Raw genomic sequence first — 20615 nt, forward strand, 5'->3', positions numbered from 1 at the left:
TGTTAACGGATAACAATAGGAAGCCGGGCAATATAATGCTCAAACTATTAGCCTAATATAAACACATATCAATTACCCAATTCAATATTATGCAACAGGAAGAAATTAATAAGGGAAGCAGGCTCATTGAGAATATTATGGGCAGTACGATTAAAATAGCGCAGGAAAACGTAAAGGACATACCGCTGGCTTTCCTGTCGGTTGAAGACATGAAATTTCACCAATCATGGAAATGGATGATGCCGGTCGTCATTAAGATCGAGGAAGATCTCGGCTATCCTGTCATGATTAGAGGAAAAAGCTGCACCATCTCAGCTGATGATGATACGGTCTTTGAATACGAGAGGGACACAAAGCTGGAAGCTATCTGGCAGGCGGTTGTCAATTTTCTCGAATGGCACGAACAGCAGTAGCGCCGCTGCACGAATCTCTTCCCAGGGGTTCCGATGAAACCATTTTCTTATCTATAAATAGTGTATTCAACGAACGAACGGGAAAATAGCTTAGCTTTTCCTGTTCAATCGCAGCACTACCGCCAATAACAACCGCCCTGGCCTTTTCCCGGGATAGGGCGCAAATGGGTATGAACACTACCCGGACTGTTCGCCACAGCATTCCCGGTTAAATTTTTTCCCAAAAAACCCTTACTTTAGAGGATTCCCGGAACTTTTATATGCGCTCTGCATTTCAGAGTTGCCGTGATATGCAGGATTGCTCATTTATAAACGTATAAGTGTAATAAAAACATACACTTAAGGCTTATGAAATCTCTTTACCCAACATATGATGTCATTGTAGTCGGGGCCGGACATGCGGGCAGTGAAGCAGCCGGTGCCGCCGCTGAAATGGGCGCTCAAACACTGCTCATTACGATGAATCTCGATGCTATCGCCAAGATGTCGTGCAATCCGGCTATTGGCGGCGTCGCCAAAGGTCAGTTGGTACGAGAGATTGATGCGCTCGGTGGACTTATGGGCAGGGTTGCCGATAAATCGGCCGTTCAGTTTCGCATGCTGAATACCAGTAAAGGTCCCGCCATGTGGAGTCCGCGCTGCCAGAGCGACCGCGCCCTATACTGCACTATGATGCGTGAAGAATTGGAAAAAAAAGAAAACCTGCACTTCCGTCAGGATAATGTAGTCGATATCATAACGGTAAATGAAGGGAAGCGTGCTGCCGGCGTTCGTACGAGTACCGGACAAATCTTTGAGGCGCAATCAGTTATACTTACTACAGGCACTTTCGGCAATGGACTGATGCATATCGGTGAAACCAACTTCGGGGGTGGCCGGTCGGGCGAGCGGGCCTCAGTGGGCATCTCCGCAGCCCTCGAAAAGCTGGGCTTTGAAGTGGGTCGGCTGAAAACGGGGACTCCCCCCCGGCTGGATGGCCGCTCTATTGACTACGATCGTCTTGAAATTCAATACGGAGATGAGGATCCCAGCCCCTTTTCCTTCATGACCGACTCCCTGCCATCCAGGGAAGAACAGCTTACCTGCTGGATCGGCTTTACCAATCAAAAGGTACATGATATGCTTCGGTCCGGCTTTGACCGCAGTCCTATGTTCAATGGGACCATCGAATCCACTGGTCCCCGCTACTGTCCCAGTATCGAGGATAAGATCAACCGCTTTTCAGAAAAAGACAGCCATCAGCTCTTCCTGGAGCCGGAAGGATGGGATACGTACGAAATGTATCTCAACGGTTTTTCTACATCTTTGCCGGAGGATGTCCAGTACAAGGCGCTGCGCACAATCCCCGGCTTTGAAGAAGCCGTCATGCTTCGCCCCGGCTATGCCATTGAGTACGATTATTTTCCGCCCTATCAAATCCGGCGCAGCATGGAAACCAAAATTACCGATGGACTCTTTTTTGCGGGACAAATTAACGGAACGACCGGCTATGAAGAGGCGGCATGCCAGGGACTGATGGCCGGCATCAATGCGGTCCGCAAAGTGCAGGGCAAAGAAGAATTTATTCTGAAGCGCTCCGAAGCGTATATTGGCGTGCTCATTGACGACCTTATTACTAAAGGCACCGAAGAGCCTTACCGTATGTTTACCTCACGCGCCGAACATCGCATTCTGCTGCGCCAGGATAATGCGGATCTTCGTCTTACGGACCTGGGACACAAAATCGGGCTTGCTTCCGATGAGCGATTTGAGCGCTACAAGACTAAAAACCAAGCTATTGACCAGCTCCATGATCTTATTTCGGATTATACGGTGTACCCGGAAAAGATGGACCCGATGCTCAAGGAGCAGGGCACCAGCATACTTTCCCAACCCGTTAAGGCTAAAACGCTTATTCCCCGCCCCCAGCTATCAATCTATAATCTTTTTGAGGCCGATGCGGAATTGAAGGAAAAAGCCCACGCCATTACCGACGACCGCGATGTGTTCGACCAGGTGGAGATCCAGATTAAATACGCAGGGTATATCGAAAAAGAATTTGAGATGGTGGAGGAAATGCGCAAGCAGGAGGACACAATCATCCCCGACACCCTCGATTATGGCAAAATAAATAGCCTTTCTGCCGAGGGTACCCAGAAAATGGAGCGCATTCGTCCCGAAACACTGGGACAGGCAAGCCGGATAAGCGGTGTTTCTCCAAGTGATATCTCGGTCTTGATGGTATATCTTAAAAATTAACCACTGTTTCACGTGGAACATCTCACTCTTACTACTTCAAATGTTTCACGTGAAACATTTGAAAACAGTCGCCAACTCTATTCAAAGCATAGAAAAACATTAGGCAATTACCTTGACCACTTGCTTTGGTGGAATAAGAGGATTAATCTTATTAGTCGTAATGTTTCACGTGAAACAGTCAAACATCATCTTTTACACTCCCTCCTTTTATCCCAGTTCGAGGCTTTTTTTTCAGCCCAGGTAGTCTTAGACGCCGGCAGCGGAGGTGGACTCCCCGGTATTCCACTGGCCATCACCCATCCCAAAAAGCGATTCACGCTTAATGACATTGTCTCCAAGAAGTGCATGGCCATGAAGCAAATGGTCCAAAGGCTCGGCTTACAAAACGTAACAATTTCGGATGGTTCTGTTGAACAAATTAAACCGGATCACTCCTTCTTATTGATCTCCAAGCATGCATTCAAAATCAATGAACTGTACGCAATGACCTCCCACCTGCCCTGGGAATCGATGGTGCTTTATAAAGGCATGGATATCAAGGAGGAGCTGCAGGGAATAAAGGAGTCCCTTTCCATTCACCGGTATGACCTTTCAAAAGGACCGGACTTTTATGCGGGCAAGGCACTGGTCGTTATTAGCCGGGAATAACCTGCGCCACGTACTCTCTGTGCCACCCGGACAGGAGGCCCTTGTCGTCATTAGGCGGATATAACCCCTCTCCTTTTTTCGGTGATATGCTCCCAGTCGGGATCTGATCCCCGCTGTAACTATTCTTCAGATCACTTATATTAGATCGGTCGCCATGTTAACTTACAGAAGAAATACTCCTATATGAACAGCTCCGAGCGCCGCATGAAGCTTATCCTCATGCTTCAGCAATCCAATCATCGTATCACAGTCAACGATATTGCAGAAAAATTTGATGTCAGTCGTCGCACCGTGTTTCGTGATTTCAATGCACTATCGGAAATGAATGTCCCGGTAACCTGGGACGAATACAATGGATACGGAATCATGCATGGCTATAAAATTCCTCCCCTGATGTTCACCACAAAGGAGCTGGCGACAATTTTAGTTGGGCTTAATTTTGTGAAGTCGCAGGTGGATCAAACGCTTATCAGCGATGCCAAGGGAGTCGAACTAAAGATCAAGGAAGTACTGCCCGATGAGCTTCTGCAGTTTATGGAGTCGCTGGGAAAACGGACCGTCGTGGATCCCTATATGAACTTCGGTGCGGAAAAAAAAGAGGGCGGAAACTGGTACCTGATCAGTAATGCTATTGCCGATAATAAGAAAATCTCCTTCGACTATCGGTCGAAATCGGATAATAATATTTCCTCCCGCAAAATTGATCCCTATCTCATCGTTTTTTATAAAGACCACTGGAATGTCATCGGACATTCGCACAAAAGAGAGGCTGTCCGCAATTTTGTACTCGATCGCATGTCAAAAGTGGAAGTATTGAGCGAAGAGTTTGTCCCGTACGGACAAATCGACGTGGAAGGCCTTATTTTCCGATCTGACGGCTCTTCCCGGAAAATAGTGATAGATGTACACAAAAACAGCGTAAGCCGCTTCAAAGCTAATTTACCGACGAAAATTATTAAGAATATTCAAAAAAATCCTAATTTATTTAGGATCACATTTGAATTCAACAACCTGGATTATATTAACAAGTGGCTGCTGCAATTCCATAATAATGTTAAAGTGGTTGATCCAAAGGTATTAATAGAGAAAAGAAATAAAATATTGAATAAAATGATAGATAATACTTAATACAATTACAGCAAATAATTATTAATTAACTTTATATTATGATCCAAAAAAGATCGATTGCTATTATTGGTACTGGTAATGTAGGTGTGGCCGCAGCCTATGCTCTTTTTAATCAACGCATTGCCAGCGAAATCATACTGGTTGATTTGAATAAAGAACGGGCGGAGGGAGAAGCGATGGATTTAATGCACGGTCAGCTGCTCGTTGGAAATGTTAACGTCCGGGCCGGCAGCTATGAAGATTTAAAAAATACGCAGGTTGTGGTTGTGACAGCCGGAGTGGGACAATCGTCCCCGGATGAGTCTCGGCTTGAGTTACTAAACAGGAATGCAGCCGTATATGAAGATATTATATCCCGTTTGGATCAGCATGCCCCGAATGCGATTCTCATCATCGCAACCAACCCTGTGGATATTCTCACCTACGTCTCTCAGCAGCTTAGCAAGCGTGCTCCTCACCGTATCATCGGGACCGGCACCCTTCTGGACACCGCCCGCTTTCGTGCACTGCTCGGACGTTATTATGACGTAGATCCGCGCTCAGTCCATGCATATATTCTGGGAGAGCATGGTGATTCGGAAGTACCCATCTGGAGCCAGGCCAACATCGGCGGCAAGCCGATTCAGCATAATACGATTCTCGGGAAGCCCTTCAACAGGAAAGCGCTGGACAAGCTCTTCGAGGAGTCCAAAAATGCGGCCTATGAGATCATAAAACGCAAAGGCTTTACCAATTCAGCCATCGGGGTCGTCATTGCCCGGATTGTGGAGGGGATTCTTGAAGACGAAAAGAGTGTGATTCCGGTGACGGTCTGCTGGGAGGGAGAATATGGCATCAGCGATGTTTGCATGAGCCTGCCCAGCAGCGTGGGATTAGCGGGTATTAACCATCGGATGACGCCCGACCTCAATGATGAGGAGGTAGACGGACTCAAAAATTCGGCCGCTGTCCTGCAGGACAGCCTGGAGGGAATAAGAATTGTGAAATAATTTTTGGGCTTTAAAAATCTATATAAGCTTATCTGTATCATAAGGTTACACACCAATATCCATAAAATCCTTGAGAGAAATACGGGTTACCGTTGTTGATTTAATCTTATTTGTGGTTGAGCTCAGTCACACAAAATAAAAAAGGCTTACCAAACTTTTAGCATTTGGTAAGCCTAAAACCTATAAACAGGCTATCTTATTGTGTTACAAAGTGTTGCGCCTACACCGTAGCGTCCTCCTCTTCGTTGACTACGCGCGTAATCGCAGCTATCTTGCCTTCCGAATCGAGCCGCATAATACGCACGCCCTGGGTATTGCGTCCCATGGTCCGTATGTCCCCGCAATTCATGCGAATGACTTTTCCACTTTCCGTGATAACCATAAGATCATCTTTGTCGGAAACTTCCTTGAGGGCGATCAGCTCACCGGTCTTCCCGGTCACTTTTAGGGTAATGACCCCCTTCCCGCCACGACTCTGCTCGCGATAATCTTCTACCAGCGATCGTTTTCCGTAGCCGTTTTCAGAGATCGCCAGGACCGTGGCTTCATGGGTATTCTTGATAACGACCATATCAACCAGCTCATTATCCTTGCCCAGGCTCATGCCCTTGACCCCTGACGTGTTACGTCCCATATCACGGACCTCATTCTCGTGGAAGCGGATCGCGCGGCCCTTCCGGTTGGCCAGAATAATGTTACTCTCACCATCGGTCAGCGCCGCTTCCAGAAGCGCGTCATTATCATTAATATTGATACCGATGATGCCGTTGCTGCGGGGACGGCTGTAGGCCTCCAGGGAAGTTTTCTTCACTTTCCCCTCCCGGGTGGCCATCATGATATAATGGTTGTTAATGTACTCTTCATCCTCAAGTGTTTTAACCGGCACAAACGTTTTAATCGCATCATCTTTATCGATTTCGATGAGATTAACAATCGCACGTCCCCGTGACAGCCGCGAGCCTTCGGGTATTTCGTAGACCTTCAGCCAGTAACACTGGCCCTTTTCGGTAAAGAATAAAATATAGTTATGGTTCGTGGCCACAAAGAGATGCTCTACATATTCATCATCCTTGGTAGTGGTTCCCTTCATGCCCTTTCCTCCGCGCTTCTGTCGCCGGTACCCGCTGAGCGGCATACGTTTAATGAACCCTTTATTGTTAATGGTAACGACCACATCCTCGTCGGCAATCATATCCTCCACGCTGAAGTCTTCAGCGGAATGCACGATCTGCGTGCGTCGCTCGTCCCCATACCGTTTCTTAAGTTCCAGCAGCTCTTCCTTGATGATATCCGTCTGCCTGTTGCGATCAGAAAGGATATTGCGATACTCGGCAATCTTATCTGCAATCTCGCCGTATTCCAGCTCAACTTTATCGCGCTCAAGACCCGTCAGCTTCTGCAGGCGCATGTCCAGAATGGCCTTCGCCTGGATATCCGTCAGCGCAAACTTCCGGCGCAGTGCTTTATTTGCTTCCTTGGGACTGTCCGAAGCGCGGATCGTTTTAATAACCTCATCCAGATCGTCGAGCGCTATTTTCAGTCCTTCTAAAATATGGGCCCGTGCTTCCGCCTGGTCCAGATCGTAGAGCGTACGGCGGATAATAATTTCAATCCGGTGTTCCACATAGTGAAAGATCAGTTCCTTCAGCGGCATCACCTTGGGACGACCTTTCACCAGGGCAAGGCTGATAACGCCAAAGGTGGTCTGCATCTGCGTATACTTGTACAGCTGATTCAGCACAATCCCGGCATTCGCGCTTCGCTTCAGGACCACCACGATACGCATCCCCTCGCGGTCGGATTCGTCGCGGATTTCAGAAATATCCTCAATTTTTTCGTTTTCGACGTGACGCGCAATCTTTTTGACCAGCGTCGTCTTATTTACCTGGTACGGGATCTCGGTGATAACGATCTGCTCGCGTCCCCGCCGCAGTTCCTCCGTCGTACAGCGGGCACGCAGCGTAATTTTACCGCGTCCCGTTTCATAGGCCTCCTTTACGCCCCCGTATCCATAGATAATACCACCGGTGGGAAAGTCCGGAGCTGAAATATGCTCCATCAGTTCCTCGCATTCGATATCCGGGTTTTCAATATAAGCTACAATCCCGTCGATGGTCTCCCTGATGTTGTGGGGAGCCATATTGGTCGCCATCCCCACGGCAATCCCGGAAGCACCGTTCAACAGCATGTTGGGCAGCATTCCGGGCATGACCGTCGGCTCCTGGAGGGTGTCGTCGAAGTTATTCTGGTAGTCGACCGTCTCTTTGTTGATATCGGTCAGCATCTCTTCGGCAATACGCTCCATACGAACTTCCGTATAACGCATGGCCGCTGCGCTGTCGCCGTCAATGGATCCGAAGTTCCCCTGTCCGTCCACCAGCGGGTATCGCAGGGAGAAATCCTGCACCATCCGCACAATGGAATCATAGACGGCAGAGTCGCCGTGCGGGTGATACTTCCCCAGTACCTCACCCACAATCCGGGCACTCTTTTTATAGTTCCGGTTGTGGAGCATGCCCAGCTCGCTCATCCCATAAAGAATACGCCGGTGAACCGGTTTGAGTCCGTCACGGACATCAGGCAGGGCACGAGACACAATAACCGACATCGAATAATCGATGTACGCCGACTGCATCTCATCTTCAATAGTAACAGGTATAATTTTTTCTCGAGCCATGAATACGTTCTTCTAAGTCAGTTGAAAATAAAATTATAAAGATAAGTTCACTTCGAATCGCTAAATATCCAACGTTGCATACTTGGCATTGCGCTCGATAAATTCGCGGCGGGGTTCCACATCCCCCCCCATGAGTGTAGAGAAGAGCTTGTCGGCAGACGCCGCGTTATCCACCGTCACACGCTGCAGGGTACGTGTTTCCGGATCCATTGTGGTCTCCCAAAGCTGTTCCGGGTTCATCTCTCCCAATCCCTTGTAGCGCGACACGTCGAATTTTGTACGTGATTTTCTCAGTTCCTTGACTTTCTTATCACGGGTATCATCATCCCAGGCGTATTCGATATTACCGCCCGTGTATGAAATACGATAAAGCGGCGGGGTGGCAATATAAATATGCCCGTTTTCGATAAGCGGATACATATAGCGATAAAAGAAGGTCAGCAACAGCGTTCGAATATGCGATCCGTCCACATCGGCATCCGTCATGACAATGATTTTATGATACCGGAGTTTTTCGAGCTCAAAATCCTCTTCCGCATGTCCGACCCCCGCACCCAGCGCCGTAATCATCGCCTGGATCTCATTATTCTCCAGGATCCGGTTGATTTTGGCCTTCTCCACATTCAGTATCTTACCCCGGAGCGGCAAAATCGCCTGGAAGCTCCGGTTACGACCCATTTTGGCTGATCCGCCGGCCGAGTCGCCCTCCACCAGGTAAATTTCGCTGTGCTCGGGATCCTTAATCGAGCAATCAGCCAGTTTTCCCGGGAGCCCCCCGCCACTCATCGCGCTCTTGCGCTGGATGAGCTTACGGGCCTTTCGGGCCGCTTCGCGTGCTTCCGCCGCCAAAATTACTTTTTCTAAAATCTTCTTGGCCTCCTTGGGATTGCGCTCGAGGTATTCGTTCATTTTTTCATATACAATGACCTCGACGGCGCTTTGCACCTCCGAATTCCCCAGCTTCGTTTTGGTCTGTCCCTCAAACTGCGGTTCCGGGACCTTCACGCTCAGTACCGCTGTCATTCCCTCCCGAAAGTCATCCCCGGAGACCTTAATATTACTTTTCAGCAGGTTATTATCCTTGGCGTATTTTTTCAGGGAGCGTGTCAGTGCCCGGCGAAAACCCGAAATATGGGTCCCCCCCTCGCGCGTGTTAATATTATTAACGTAGGAATGGACATTTTTAGAGTAGCTGCTGTTGTATTGGATCGCCAGCTCCACCGGCACCATATCTACTTCGCCCGTGATAAGAATGGGTTCTTTCATCATCGGTTCGCGGCTCTCGTCCAGGTACTGCACAAAATCCTTGACCCCGCCTTCAAAATGGAATTCCTGCTCCAGGACCTCCTCTTCCCGCTCGTCGCGAAGCAAAATCGTAATCTCGGGATTCAAAAAGGCCAGCTCCCGCATACGATCGGCAATGATGTCATATTTGAATTCCGTCGTCTGCGTAAAAATCGTCTCATCCGGGCTAAACGTAATAATGGTTCCCGTTTTATCGGTCTTGCCCTTCACCTTTAACGGCTGTACTGTTTTGCCATACTCGAATTCCATCACGTAAATCTCTCCGTCGCGATGAACTTCGGCATAAAAGTGAGAGGACAAGGCGTTTACACAGCTGACTCCCACCCCGTGCAGGCCGCCTGATACCTTGTAGGTATTCTTATCGAACTTACCACCGGCATGCAGCTTCGTAAGCACCACCTCCACCGCCGGCAGCTTTATTTTGGGATGTTCATCCACCGGAATGCCCCGACCATTGTCCTTGATCGTCATTGAGCCGTCCTCATTAATAATAACTTCCATGCGGTCACAATATCCGGCCAGGGCTTCGTCTATAGAGTTATCAACAACCTCATTGATCAAGTGGTGAAGCCCGCGCTGTCCGGTGTCTCCGATGTACATCGCCGGACGCTTTCGTACGGCCTCAAGTCCCTCCAAAACCTGGATGTTTTCCGCTTTATAATCTGAACCTTTCGTTTTCGCCATAAATATTGATATGAATGGGGTTTAAAATAATGATGAAGACGCCTGAAAATAGTGTATAAATAGGCAAAATCAAAGTGAGCAATGCCTGTTATTGCCAAAAGTAGAGATCTGTCCGTATATCGAAATTTAACACTCTCCGCCATGCTCCCAAAGCGGCCTTATCCCCTCCTCGAAATCCGGGTAAAAAGGCTTGGCTTTTTTAGTCAAAAGAAACATTGATATTTTTTAGGAATAAGCCTATTTTTCTCGTCTCTCTACGAATTGTTAACAACGAGTTTTCAGAATCATGGCACGCAAAGATGATATTACCGGCAAAGGAGCATTAAACGGTTACCGGTCCTCCAAGTCGAACAACAAAACGAAGCATAAGTTTCAGCAGAACCTGCAAAAGAAACGGTTTTATGTTCCCGAGGAAGATAAGTGGGTCACATTAAAGGTTTCTGCCAAGACGCTTCGCACGATTAATAAAAAGGGCATTAGTGCCGTTTTAAAAGAAGCCAGGAAAAAAGGAACTCTTTTAAAAGACGTATAGCATTATGGCAAAAGGAAACAGAATTCAAGTTATTTTAGAGTGCACGGAAAAACCGGGATCTTCCCGATATGTTACGACAAAAAACCGTCGTAATAGTCCTGATCGGATTGAGCTCAAAAAGTACAACCCGGTGCTTCGCAAGCACACTGTTCATAAAGAAATCAAATAGTAAACGATTAGGATCATGGCGAAAAAACAAGTTTTTGGAACGCAGACCCAGAATAAGAACGAGGCCGACCGTCGCATGGTAAAGGTGATTGTTGCGAAGAAGACGGCCAACAACAAGTTCGGCTATAAGGAAGCCATTGTTGAGCAAGACGACGTGCAAGACTTCATCAAAGCCAATAAAGAGTAATAACATTCTTTATGCTGTCGGAAGAGGTTGCACTCGTTTTACGGGTGGAACCTTTTTTTTTGAAGGGTACGCCAATACAGGCAGATCAACTCTATTTACAACATGATAACACCAGCATTGAATTATGGCACTTAAAGACCGGATCATGGCCGACCTCAAAGAGGCTATGAAAAACAAAGAGCAGGAACGCTTGCGCGTGCTGCGATCCCTGAAAGCCAATCTTCTGGAACGCGAAATCAGCGAGCGTAAAGACGGGGAGGCTTCGTTATCCGATGAGCAGACTATTGAAGTATTGATGAAGGCCGCCAAACAGCGAAAAGAGTCTATTGAACAGTTTAGCGAGGGGGGCCGCGAGGACCTGGTCGCATCCGAAAAAGCAGAGCTTGAGATTATTAACAGCTATCTGCCGGAGATGCTTTCGGAGGAAGAGGTGCGTGAAGTCGCCCGTGATAAAATAGCGCAGCTGGGCGCGGAGAATATGGCCGACATGGGCAAAGTTATGGGCGCCATGATGCAGGAGCTGAAGGGCAAAGCCGAAGGATCGCTGGTGAGCAAAGTCGTTAAAGAAGAACTTTCCTGATAAGACGACGGTATGAACCTCCTGGACCTTCTGATCGTACTGCCTATTGCGTTTTTTGCCTACCGGGGCTTTAAAAACGGGCTCATACGGGAGGTACTCAGTATTGCCGGTATTGTGCTGGGCGTATTCTTAACCTTTCGGTATATGGATGAGGCCGGGACATATATTCAGCCTTATATCGGAAGCAATGCGGAGTATATTCCCTTTATCGCTGCCTTTATTATTTTTATCGGCACGCTGGTGGTGGTAAATATAGTGGCCGTTCTGGCCCGAAAGCTGCTCGAAACGATACGCCTTAATTTTATCAACCGGGCGACGGGACTTGCTTTCGGGGCGCTCAAATGCGGCATCATCATCAGTGCCCTGCTCCTGATGGCGGCCGGACTGAATATACCCTCGCAGGAGCTACGGGAGGACTCCACGTCCTATCCCTATGTTATCTATCTGGCTCCCTGGGCCTACGATACGGTGGCATCGGTATATCCCGGGGCCGAAGATTTTACCGAAACGGTTCGCAAGACCCTCGATAAACACAATCCTATTACCAATTTTCCCACTTTCGAACAGTAACCCTATATTATTCCATGTCATTTTTACCTGTTGACGAGCAACTCGACGTTATTAAAAGAGGCACCGTGGAAATAGTGCCGGAAGATGAGCTTGTTGAAAAGCTGAAGCATTCAAAAAAGAAAGATCAACCCCTCAAGATAAAGCTGGGTTGCGATCCCACGCGTCCCGACCTCCACCTGGGACACTCGGTCATTCTTCGGAAGTTGCGGCAGTTCCAGGACCTGGGTCATGAGGCGATCCTCATTATCGGCGATTTTACCGCTCTGATCGGGGACCCGACGGGACAGAATGAAACGCGTCCCCCTCTCAGCCGCGAAGAGATCCGGGAAAACGCGTCCACCTACCTGGATCAGGCCACGCAGATCCTGGACGAATCGCAGACCTCAATCGTCTATAATTCCGAGTGGCTGGGGACCATGGGCTTTGAAGATGTTATCAAGCTGTCTTCGAAGCTAACAGTGGCACAGATGATCGAGCGGGATGATTTTTCCAAACGCTATAACAATAACGAGCCTATTTCCCTGCACGAGTTTCTCTACCCGCTGGCGCAGGGACAGGATTCGGTGCATCTGCATTCGGATGTGGAGCTGGGCGGCACCGACCAGAAGTTCAACCTGCTGGTGGGACGCCAGCTCCAGAAGGATGACGGACAGGAGCCGCAAATCGCCCTCATGATGCCGCTGCTGGTAGGCACCGACGGCACCAAAAAAATGTCGAAGTCATACGACAATTACATCGGTATTACCGAGCCTGCCAATGACATGTACGGCAAAGTGCTTTCCATTCCCGACGACCTCATTTATCCCTGGTTTGAGCTGCTTACCGACATTCCGGTGGACGAGCTCCCCGGGTACCAGCGAAAAGCGCAGGCAGACCCGCGCAATACCAAGCATGAGCTGGCCCTGACCATCACCCGGATGTATCACGGGAAGGAGCAGGCAGAGGCCGCCCGCACCCATTTCGAACAGACGGTCATCGGCAATGCCGTCCCCGATGACGCCCCCACCCTCCGGTATGAGGCCGGAACCGAAGTGCGCCTGCTGGATATCGTTTCCGAGGCCGGATTTACTTCCAGCAACGGGGAAACCAAGCGCCTGATCAAGCAGGGCGGCATCTCTGTCAATGATGAAAAGATATCTGATAAAGGCTACCGGGTGACGTTCGGAGAGGATACGGAATTCACGCTCAAAGTCGGCAAGCGGAATTATGCTATTGTAAAAAGTAAGCAGTGAAAAATATTCTTGGACTCGACCTTCTCTCTCATCTTAAATTCCTTTTTCCCACGGACAACCGGAAACGATCAGAAGTGACCTGCAAGTGTTTTGCTATGCTATCAAAACCAGACAAAGCACGGTTGTTAAATCTCTTTTCTTCTCGCTTTTAAAGCGACCTATTGGGGAATAAGCGACAGCGAAAACCAAAATCTCATTTCTCAAAACTACAGACACATGCTCAAAATATCCTCCCTCAACGTCAACGGCATTCGAGCGGCGCAACGCAGGGGCTTTACGGACTGGGTATCCCGGGGCAGGCCCGATATTATCTGTCTCCAGGAGCTTCGGGCCATGGAACACCAGGTGCCGGACCCGGTCCGGGATATGGACTATCACGACATTTATCACACGGCCGAAAAGAAAGGCTATTCCGGGGTGGGCATACTTTCCAGGGAAGCGCCCCTTGACGTTTGCAAAGGTATCGGCGTGGACTGGATCGACCGCGAGGGACGAGTACTGATGGCGGAGTTTGAAGAGCTCACGGTGTTCTCGATTTATGCCCCAAGCGGCACCACCGGCGATGCCCGCCAAGAGCTAAAAATGGACTTCCTGGAGGCCTTTCTTCCTTTTGCCCGGCAATATCTTAACCGTGACAAGCCCGTCGTTTTTTGCGGCGACTTTAACATCTGTCACACGTCCATCGATATCCATAATCCCAGGCGGAACAGGAACACTTCGGGATTCCTTCCCGAAGAGCGCGCATGGGTGACGGAGCTGCTCGAAACCGGTTTCGAGGATGTCTATCGTCGCCTCCATGAGGGGGAGCCCGACCTGTACAGCTGGTGGAGCTACCGCGCGGCCTCCAAGGAGCGAAATAAAGGATGGCGTATTGATTACCATATAAGCTCCCCGGAGCTGCTGGAGGCCGCTCAAAAAGCAACCATAGAAATGGAGTGGGACCTCTCTGACCATGCCCCCGTTACCATCCATTATAGTATTTAATATATTTGGTATACAAAGTTGTATATTGATACATTATAAAATCATCTTATATAACAGATTTTTCTAAGCTAATGGGCACGCATTACAAAGGAAGCAAAAAAGAGGTCAAAACGTTAAATGCATTTATCAAGCTGATGCGTGCATCGGAGTCAATAAGTAATCGCCTGAATCGCCGGCTCGCTGAGCAGGATCTTACTGTCAGTCAATTCGGGGTATTGGAAGCGCTCCTTCATTTGGGGCCCCTTAATCAGAAAGCGCTGGGGGAAAAATTGCTCAAGAGCGGGGGCAACATCACGCTGGTTGTGGACAATCTGGAAAAAAGTGGCTGGGTGGAGCGCCAGCAAAATCCCAAAGACCGCCGATCGATGCTTATTCACCTGACCGAAGAGGGAGAAGATTTGATCAGCTCCTACTTCCCTCAGCACCTCGACAATATTATGCAGGAGTTTAAGTGCCTCTCCCATGATGAGCTGGACCAGCTGGCCGAGATGTGCAAAAAAATCGGCCTGCAGGATCCAAACAATAAGTAGCGCCCTTCTAAGTTATACAAGTGGGAATTGAGAGCAACATCTCAATTAGTGAGTAGCTTCATAAACCCTCCGGGGGTGGGCTTAACCGCCCATCCCCTTTTTACGGGCATGCGGCCATGTCTATGCGAATTTCTTCATGGGAAATGCGAGAAGAAGCAAGATCCTGCTTCCTCCAGGGAATCGGACTTAAAGGGGAGGGGTAGAGACGATTTGAGCCATATTTTTGGGTCTTTCGACTCTAATCATATCTAATCGCCTCTGCCGGAGCCACCGATGCCGCACGCCGGGCAGGGTACCAGCTGGCCAGCAGGCAAAGCAGCAGGCTGCCCGCCAGCACAATACTCACATCCACCACTTCTATACTTACCGGGTACGCATCTATAATAAAAGCCGACGAGAGCTTAATCAGTCCGTATTGCTGCTGCATCCAGCTCAAAAGCAAGCCGAGCCCTCCACCAATAACGCAGCCGATCAGCCCGATATAGAGTCCCTGACGCACAAAGACATTTTTTATATCAGCCGGTGTAAAACCCATGGTCTGCAATACCCCGATATCGCGGTTTTTCTGAATAACGATCATGGTCAGGGAGCCGATAATATTCAGGACGGCCACGATTACGATAATCATAAGGATGACATAGGAGCTCCACTTTTCGAGGTACATGATATCATAGAGCGGGCGCTGCAGGTCGTACCAGGTGGAGATCTGAAAGCCTTCCCCCAGATCGGCTTTTAGCAGGTCTTTGGTTCGGTCTGCCGCCGCGGGATCTTTGAGACGAATATCGAGTCCCGAAACCTGATTCCGGACCTCAAAAAGACGCTGAGCGGCCTCCATGTCCACATATACAGCTGCTCCTTCTACAATCTGAATCTGTGAATAACTTCCTCTTACCTCGAATCGATAGTTCCGGGGAAGGGAAAACTGGGTCAGGGACTTACGCATCCCGTCAGCACTTAAAATCGACACTTCATCCCCGGTGTTCAGGTTTAGTTCTCCCATCAGCTGCTCGCTCACCAGCATTCCCAGCGTGCCGTCTCGTACGCTCAGGTCCGCCGTGCCCGAGACAATATTTTCGCTCAGGTCATTAATCCGAAAAAATGCTTCCCTGTCCACCCCTTTGACCTGAACTACCTTATTATTTTCCGTATTCTGAACCATCAGGGCTTTTCCTGTCACAAAGGGGGATACGGCCGTTATTTCCGGGATACCCGACAGTGTTTTTTCTAATTCTCCGGCATAGAGAAAGGACGGTTGTTCAACCGATTCGATGCGAATGTCGGGATCGTTCTGTAGCAAGAAGCCTTTTATGACGTCAAAAAACCCGTTGAATACCGATAACACCACGATCAGCAGGGCGGTGCCAACCGTTACGCCCGCAATACTGATAACCGTCAATGTGGATATCAGTGAAATATGCTTCTTTGAAAAAAGATACCGCCTTGCTATAAATCCGGTTGTTTTCATAGATAGAAGGAAAATAACGATAATACGTCAGGATTACAGCTTAAAAGACAGGAGCGACCAACTCAGGTCCACAGAATTGAAACGGCCTTATACGGCGCATCAATTTATTGTTGTCCGTCATCGATCGGCAGCTTCACTGAACTCCGTACATGCAGGTCGCGCTGGGGAAATGGTATCTCAATCTCATATTTTTTAAACGTCCGCACAATGGCCTGGTTGAGCTCATTTCTGATTCGCGGGTACTCCTTTACATTTCGGATCCAGGCCCGGAGCTGCATGTTCCAGGAGGAATCCCCAAACTCAATGAGATGCACTTCGGCTTCCGGTTTTTGCATTACGTTGTTATTCTCTTCAGCCACTTCTCTCATTGCCTTTAATACCGTGTCGAGATCGGACCCATAAGATACGCCTACATCGATATCCAGCCGGTAGGTGGGGTCTCCGTGAGAATAATTGATCACATCCTTGGAGACAAACTCTGAGTTCGGTACAATGATAAAAATATTATTGACCGTTCGCACCATGGTTGAACGAATATTGATCTCGGTAACATCCCCCTCAATATCACTTACCACAACACGGTCACCCACACTGATCGGTCGCTCAAACAGGATAATAAGTCCCGATATAAAGTTAGCCGTTACATTTTGCAGTCCGAAACCAATCCCAACCGAAAGAAGTCCAAAGATAACGGTGAGGCTACTTAAATTAATTCCCACAAAATTGAATGAGACTAATACCCCGATGGTAATAATAGCATACTGGGTGATGCGCGAAAGCGTATAGCTGGTCCCGGCATCAATTTTGATGCGCTTGAATACGCGGCGATTCAGGGCACGCCGGGCCAAAATAGCCGCTCCGACAAAAAAGGTGATGAGCAGTAAAAAAATCAGTATCGAACCTACCGTTACCGGTGCTTCGCTGACACTAAATATGCGAAAGTTTAAAGTTTCCCGTATATAGCTGAAAACTTCTTCCCAGGTCATAATGCTTTACCATTCATTAATAGCATACGATATGAAATAAGGGATTAAAGGGCTATATCACAGTACCGAATTTAAGTAATCTCCCAACTGCGAAATCCCGGCTCCCACGACGTTATCCTTAGATCGTTGATCCTTGATTTTCCAAACTTCTCATGTAAATCAAACGATAGAGTATCATCTATGGAATAGCAAGTAGGTTTCGGTAATATACATTATCTTCCGATCACAGCATAATATCAGTATTCCGCATTTGGTGTCGTGGTAAAACTTTTTGGCTTGTGTCCAATAAGGGGACAACTTGGATAGATGATAATTGCTCAAAAATACTATAAAGTGGAATAGGTGAGGTATTTAAAATTGACAAAGTCCTTGTTTAAGATGTCAGGCTCAGAGGATAGTGACGACAGTTAGAAGATATGAGTCAGGCCTGGAATCTTTTGAGGTAAAGTGGATCTATATAACGTAACGCTCTGAATCCGATCACATTCGACGGACTCGCAATAGATATTGCCAAAAAGCTTCCTATTTAAAATATAATTTTTTGATACGAGCAGTGGAGAGTCATTTCCTATTGAATATACCCGCAGATTAGGCTATTATTGGCCCTTTCTCAATTTAAAAAGAAAATCTTTAAAAAAACATTATGCGCATCATTATATTTGGTCCCCCGGGCGCCGGAAAAGGAACACAAGCAAGTCTGATCAGCGAAGAATACGATATCCCCCATCTTTCCACAGGCAATATATTCAGGTCGGCCATCAAAAATAAAACTGAACTGGGCAAAGAAGTAAAAGCTATCCTGGACGCCGGCGATCTGGTACCTGATGAGAAAGTGGTAGACCTCGTTGAGGAAGAGCTAAAGAATGACAAATACGAGGACGGATACATCCTGGATGGATTTCCCCGCACTGTGGTCCAGGCAAAAGCCTTTGATGATCTCCTCAAAAAGAATGGTGAAACATTAACGGCATTTTTACAGCTACAGGTTCCTGAACAAGAACTTATTGAGCGAATATTAAGCCGCGGCGAAGGGAGGTCCGATGATACCAGGGATGGAGTAAAGAAAAGACTGAAGGTATACAGGGAAGAAACCGAGCCCGTTCTCGAATACTACGGGGAGAAAGGAGCCGTACACAAAGTTGACGGAACCGGATCCATTGAAGACATTTTTAACCGTATTACCACTATTCTTCCCGATAATTAACCAACTAATAAATGTAAATAGGCCATCGTTCCATCCTCCTTACCCCTGATCCCGCCCTGGTTATGATACCTGATACGGAACTTAGGGAAAAACCTCCACCCTTTCATGGCATAAGCTGTCATCGCAGCAAGCCTGTAGGGGCCATTTATATGAAGCGCAACGGTTCAGAGGTCGGATAGGGTATATTGGGGGTACTTATGACACCTTTGAGATACAGCGTGTGGAAAATCAACATAGTTACATTCAATTCAATTGCTCAATATTACTACCAGGGCGAAGAGTGTTGCCCATAAATAGTTAACTATGTAGTTAGTCAATTAATTGGGTTTGCAATATTTCCAATAGACCCGGTGTGACATCCCGGATGCTTTGAGCTTCTTTAAAGATCGGAGCCCCCGGTCCTACGCACGCCAAGGGTACCTCGTTATAGGTGTGTGTCTTAATGGATAGATCTTCTACATTCCCGTGATCGCTGCATAATACGATCGAAGTGCTTGCGGGCTTTTGTTTCATCAACCTCCATAAAAAGCGATCATAGGTATCAATAAACCTGTAGGCCCTGGTCTTATTCTGGCTGTGGCCGGCTTTATCCGTCAAATAATACTCATACAGCAGTAAATCGTAATTAACAGACTGATTAATTAATCGATCAGCAGCCTCTTCCGGACTTATGGCCGGTACCTCAATTTGAAGCTGATCCTTCCATGCCTCCTGTGTTAGCTCGGCAGTCAGGGCCTGGCCTCTTTTAACCTCCTCGGTAGTGTTCAAGGTTATATTAGCATTTTTTGCCATCAGCGTAGTACAGCTCCACCGGTTTTTCTTTTCAGCTTTCTGAAAAAAAATATCGGGATAGGCATTCATAAAATGACATTTCTTTCCCTGTCGCTGTGCCTTCAAAAAAAGACTTTCCTCCTCCAGCAAATATTTTATTCCTGAATGGGGATAGGGGCCAAAATGTTTTCCGATCACCTGGGCCGCATTTTCCCCGGAGAGCAGTGTAGCCTGACCAGTACCGCTCTGGGGCAGACCCCCTACGCCGAGGGTGGCATCCACCTTTTTAAAAAAATGCTGCTTTTCATGGACTTCACCTGCATTCTCTGAGAAGGATTGATCACCCGCCAGGGCTGAGAATCCCCTGTAATCAGTATGGTAAAAAGGATTTGAATCATCTTCTCTTCCCAATCCCACTCCATCGATGAACAGAAATATGACAGCCATTGGTTACCTATTAAATAATACAACATTTTAAGACACAATTGAAACGCAAGCAATCTTCAAAAAAAACAGGCGTTTAATAAATTTAATTAACTAATTAATTTATATATTTATCGATTTATCGTTCCAGCACCAGCGTCACAGGCCCGTCGTTACGTATTCGTACATCCATATAGGCGCCAAAACGTCCTGTTTCAATATTCAGTCCGGAGTGCACCTTTAAGTAACGGATCATCTTCTCATAGAGTTTTTCCGCCTTTTGAGGTCCCGCCGCCTCAAAATAGCTGGGCCTGTTCCCCTGCTCATAATCCCCATACAAGGTAAATTGGGGAACCACCAATATTTCGCCTTCTACATCCTTTACAGACCAATTCATCTTCCCCTCCTCATCATTAAATACACGAAGCTTTAAAATTTTGTCGGCCAGCCACTGCATCTGTTCTTCTTCATCCTCCTCATGAACCCCCACCAGCAGTAGCAGTCCATGACTTATGTGACCAATCTGCTCTTTATCAACAAAAACAGAGGCTTCGGAAACTCTTTGGAGCACAATTTTCATAGTAAATACTGTTAATAAGTATGTGGATAAATGTGTGTATAACTTCTTCTCAGAACAAACCACTCAAAACCAACAAAAATTCTCCACAGCTTTCAACAAAAATTTTCCATTATCCACAGGTTATACAGTGAACTTTCCCTGCCAATAACAAAAAAAATTTGACATTACTTTTGTAAATATTTGTGGATAACTTATTTGGATCCGGCCTAAGTGCTTGTTTTTATTGGGATAATTATCAACAAAGTAATCCACATTCTGTTTTTCAGAACAACAAGTATGTGGATCAAAAAGTTCTCCACTTATCCACAGCCTCTACAATGT

Annotated in this window: 21 protein-coding genes; 14 read left to right on the forward strand and 7 right to left on the reverse strand. The window is 47.5% G+C overall.

What is annotated here, in order from left to right:
• The first annotated feature begins 89 nt into the window (after positions 1–89).
• Positions 90–413 (forward strand): hypothetical protein, encoded by a 324-nt coding sequence (locus tag BUB16_RS18715; RefSeq protein ID WP_073067937.1) that lies wholly within the window; start codon positions 90–92, stop codon positions 411–413.
• On the opposite strand, the gene BUB16_RS21845 is transcribed toward BUB16_RS18715, so the two are convergent.
• Positions 382–615 carry a hypothetical protein gene (locus tag BUB16_RS21845; protein WP_211483232.1) on the reverse strand — a complete coding sequence of 78 codons (234 nt, stop codon included), beginning with the start codon at positions 613–615 and terminating at the stop codon, positions 382–384. The two genes, BUB16_RS18715 and BUB16_RS21845, sit on opposite strands and share 32 nt — an antisense overlap.
• 146 nt (positions 616–761) lie before the next feature.
• On the opposite strand from BUB16_RS21845, the gene mnmG reads away from it, so the two are divergent.
• The 4 genes from mnmG to BUB16_RS18735 all read left to right on the forward strand — a co-directional run bounded on the left by mnmG (position 762) and on the right by BUB16_RS18735 (position 5416).
• On the forward strand, positions 762–2651 hold the full coding sequence (gene mnmG, locus BUB16_RS18720; protein WP_073067938.1) for a tRNA uridine-5-carboxymethylaminomethyl(34) synthesis enzyme MnmG: 1890 nt from the start codon (positions 762–764) through the stop codon (positions 2649–2651).
• A 12-nt stretch (positions 2652–2663) separates the two neighbouring features.
• Positions 2664–3299 carry a 16S rRNA (guanine(527)-N(7))-methyltransferase RsmG gene (gene rsmG, locus BUB16_RS18725; RefSeq protein WP_170864468.1) on the forward strand — a complete coding sequence of 212 codons (636 nt, stop codon included), beginning with the start codon at positions 2664–2666 and terminating at the stop codon, positions 3297–3299.
• Positions 3300–3482: 183 nt separating this feature from the next.
• Positions 3483–4427, forward strand: a complete 945-nt coding sequence (locus tag BUB16_RS18730) for a helix-turn-helix transcriptional regulator (protein WP_073067943.1) — start codon at positions 3483–3485, stop codon at positions 4425–4427.
• Between the two features lie 38 nt (positions 4428–4465).
• On the forward strand, positions 4466–5416 hold the full coding sequence (locus tag BUB16_RS18735; protein ID WP_073067945.1) for an L-lactate dehydrogenase: 951 nt from the start codon (positions 4466–4468) through the stop codon (positions 5414–5416).
• A 220-nt stretch (positions 5417–5636) separates the two neighbouring features.
• Here BUB16_RS18735 and gyrA read toward each other — a convergent pair whose 3' ends face one another.
• Both gyrA and gyrB read right to left on the reverse strand, forming a co-directional pair.
• Positions 5637–8093: a DNA gyrase subunit A gene (gene gyrA / locus BUB16_RS18740; RefSeq protein ID WP_073067947.1), complete on the reverse strand. Its 2457-nt coding sequence runs from the start codon at positions 8091–8093 to the stop codon at positions 5637–5639.
• Positions 8094–8153: 60 nt separating this feature from the next.
• Positions 8154–10082: a DNA topoisomerase (ATP-hydrolyzing) subunit B gene (gene gyrB, locus BUB16_RS18745; RefSeq protein ID WP_073067949.1), complete on the reverse strand. Its 1929-nt coding sequence runs from the start codon at positions 10080–10082 to the stop codon at positions 8154–8156.
• Between the two features lie 286 nt (positions 10083–10368).
• Between gyrB and rpmB the strand changes: the two genes are divergently transcribed.
• From rpmB to BUB16_RS18785, 8 genes are all read left to right on the forward strand, one after another.
• On the forward strand, positions 10369–10614 hold the full coding sequence (rpmB, locus tag BUB16_RS18750; RefSeq protein ID WP_073067952.1) for a 50S ribosomal protein L28: 246 nt from the start codon (positions 10369–10371) through the stop codon (positions 10612–10614).
• Positions 10615–10618: 4 nt separating this feature from the next.
• On the forward strand, positions 10619–10783 hold the full coding sequence (gene rpmG, locus BUB16_RS18755; RefSeq protein ID WP_073067953.1) for a 50S ribosomal protein L33: 165 nt from the start codon (positions 10619–10621) through the stop codon (positions 10781–10783).
• Between the two features lie 15 nt (positions 10784–10798).
• Positions 10799–10969 carry a DUF4295 family protein gene (locus BUB16_RS21290; RefSeq protein WP_073067955.1) on the forward strand — a complete coding sequence of 57 codons (171 nt, stop codon included), beginning with the start codon at positions 10799–10801 and terminating at the stop codon, positions 10967–10969.
• A 124-nt stretch (positions 10970–11093) separates the two neighbouring features.
• Positions 11094–11549: a GatB/YqeY domain-containing protein gene (locus BUB16_RS18765; protein ID WP_073067957.1), complete on the forward strand. Its 456-nt coding sequence runs from the start codon at positions 11094–11096 to the stop codon at positions 11547–11549.
• Positions 11550–11561: 12 nt separating this feature from the next.
• Positions 11562–12119: a CvpA family protein gene (locus BUB16_RS18770; RefSeq protein ID WP_073067959.1), complete on the forward strand. Its 558-nt coding sequence runs from the start codon at positions 11562–11564 to the stop codon at positions 12117–12119.
• Positions 12120–12133: 14 nt separating this feature from the next.
• Positions 12134–13351: a tyrosine--tRNA ligase gene (tyrS, locus tag BUB16_RS18775; protein WP_073067961.1), complete on the forward strand. Its 1218-nt coding sequence runs from the start codon at positions 12134–12136 to the stop codon at positions 13349–13351.
• Between the two features lie 216 nt (positions 13352–13567).
• Entirely contained in the window at positions 13568–14335 is a 768-nt protein-coding gene (locus BUB16_RS18780) for an exodeoxyribonuclease III (protein WP_073067963.1), read from the forward strand.
• A gap of 71 nt (positions 14336–14406) precedes the next feature.
• A complete protein-coding gene (locus tag BUB16_RS18785; protein WP_073067965.1) occupies positions 14407–14865 on the forward strand; it encodes a MarR family winged helix-turn-helix transcriptional regulator in 459 nt (152 codons plus the stop codon).
• Between the two features lie 238 nt (positions 14866–15103).
• Here the strand turns inward: BUB16_RS18785 and BUB16_RS18790 are convergent, their stop codons facing one another.
• Both BUB16_RS18790 and BUB16_RS18795 read right to left on the reverse strand, forming a co-directional pair.
• A complete protein-coding gene (locus BUB16_RS18790) occupies positions 15104–16330 on the reverse strand; it encodes an ABC transporter permease (protein ID WP_073067967.1) in 1227 nt (408 codons plus the stop codon).
• Between the two features lie 104 nt (positions 16331–16434).
• Positions 16435–17316: a mechanosensitive ion channel family protein gene (locus BUB16_RS18795; protein WP_073067969.1), complete on the reverse strand. Its 882-nt coding sequence runs from the start codon at positions 17314–17316 to the stop codon at positions 16435–16437.
• A gap of 643 nt (positions 17317–17959) precedes the next feature.
• On the opposite strand from BUB16_RS18795, the gene BUB16_RS18800 reads away from it, so the two are divergent.
• Positions 17960–18520, forward strand: coding sequence for an adenylate kinase (locus tag BUB16_RS18800; RefSeq protein WP_073067972.1), 561 nt, complete (start codon positions 17960–17962; stop codon positions 18518–18520).
• 309 nt (positions 18521–18829) lie between these two features.
• On the opposite strand, the gene BUB16_RS18805 is transcribed toward BUB16_RS18800, so the two are convergent.
• Together BUB16_RS18805 and dtd are read right to left on the reverse strand one after the other, a co-directional pair.
• The gene (locus BUB16_RS18805; protein ID WP_073067974.1) at positions 18830–19738 is read right to left on the reverse strand and encodes an alkaline phosphatase family protein; all 909 of its coding nucleotides are present in this window, start codon (positions 19736–19738) and stop codon (positions 18830–18832) included.
• Between the two features lie 115 nt (positions 19739–19853).
• Entirely contained in the window at positions 19854–20294 is a 441-nt protein-coding gene (gene dtd / locus BUB16_RS18810; protein ID WP_073067977.1) for a D-aminoacyl-tRNA deacylase, read from the reverse strand.
• Between the last annotated feature and the right edge of the window lie 321 nt (positions 20295–20615).

The organism is Fodinibius roseus (assembly GCF_900129315.1).
In the GTDB taxonomy this organism is placed as follows: Bacteria; Bacteroidota; Rhodothermia; order Balneolales; family Balneolaceae; genus Fodinibius; species Fodinibius roseus.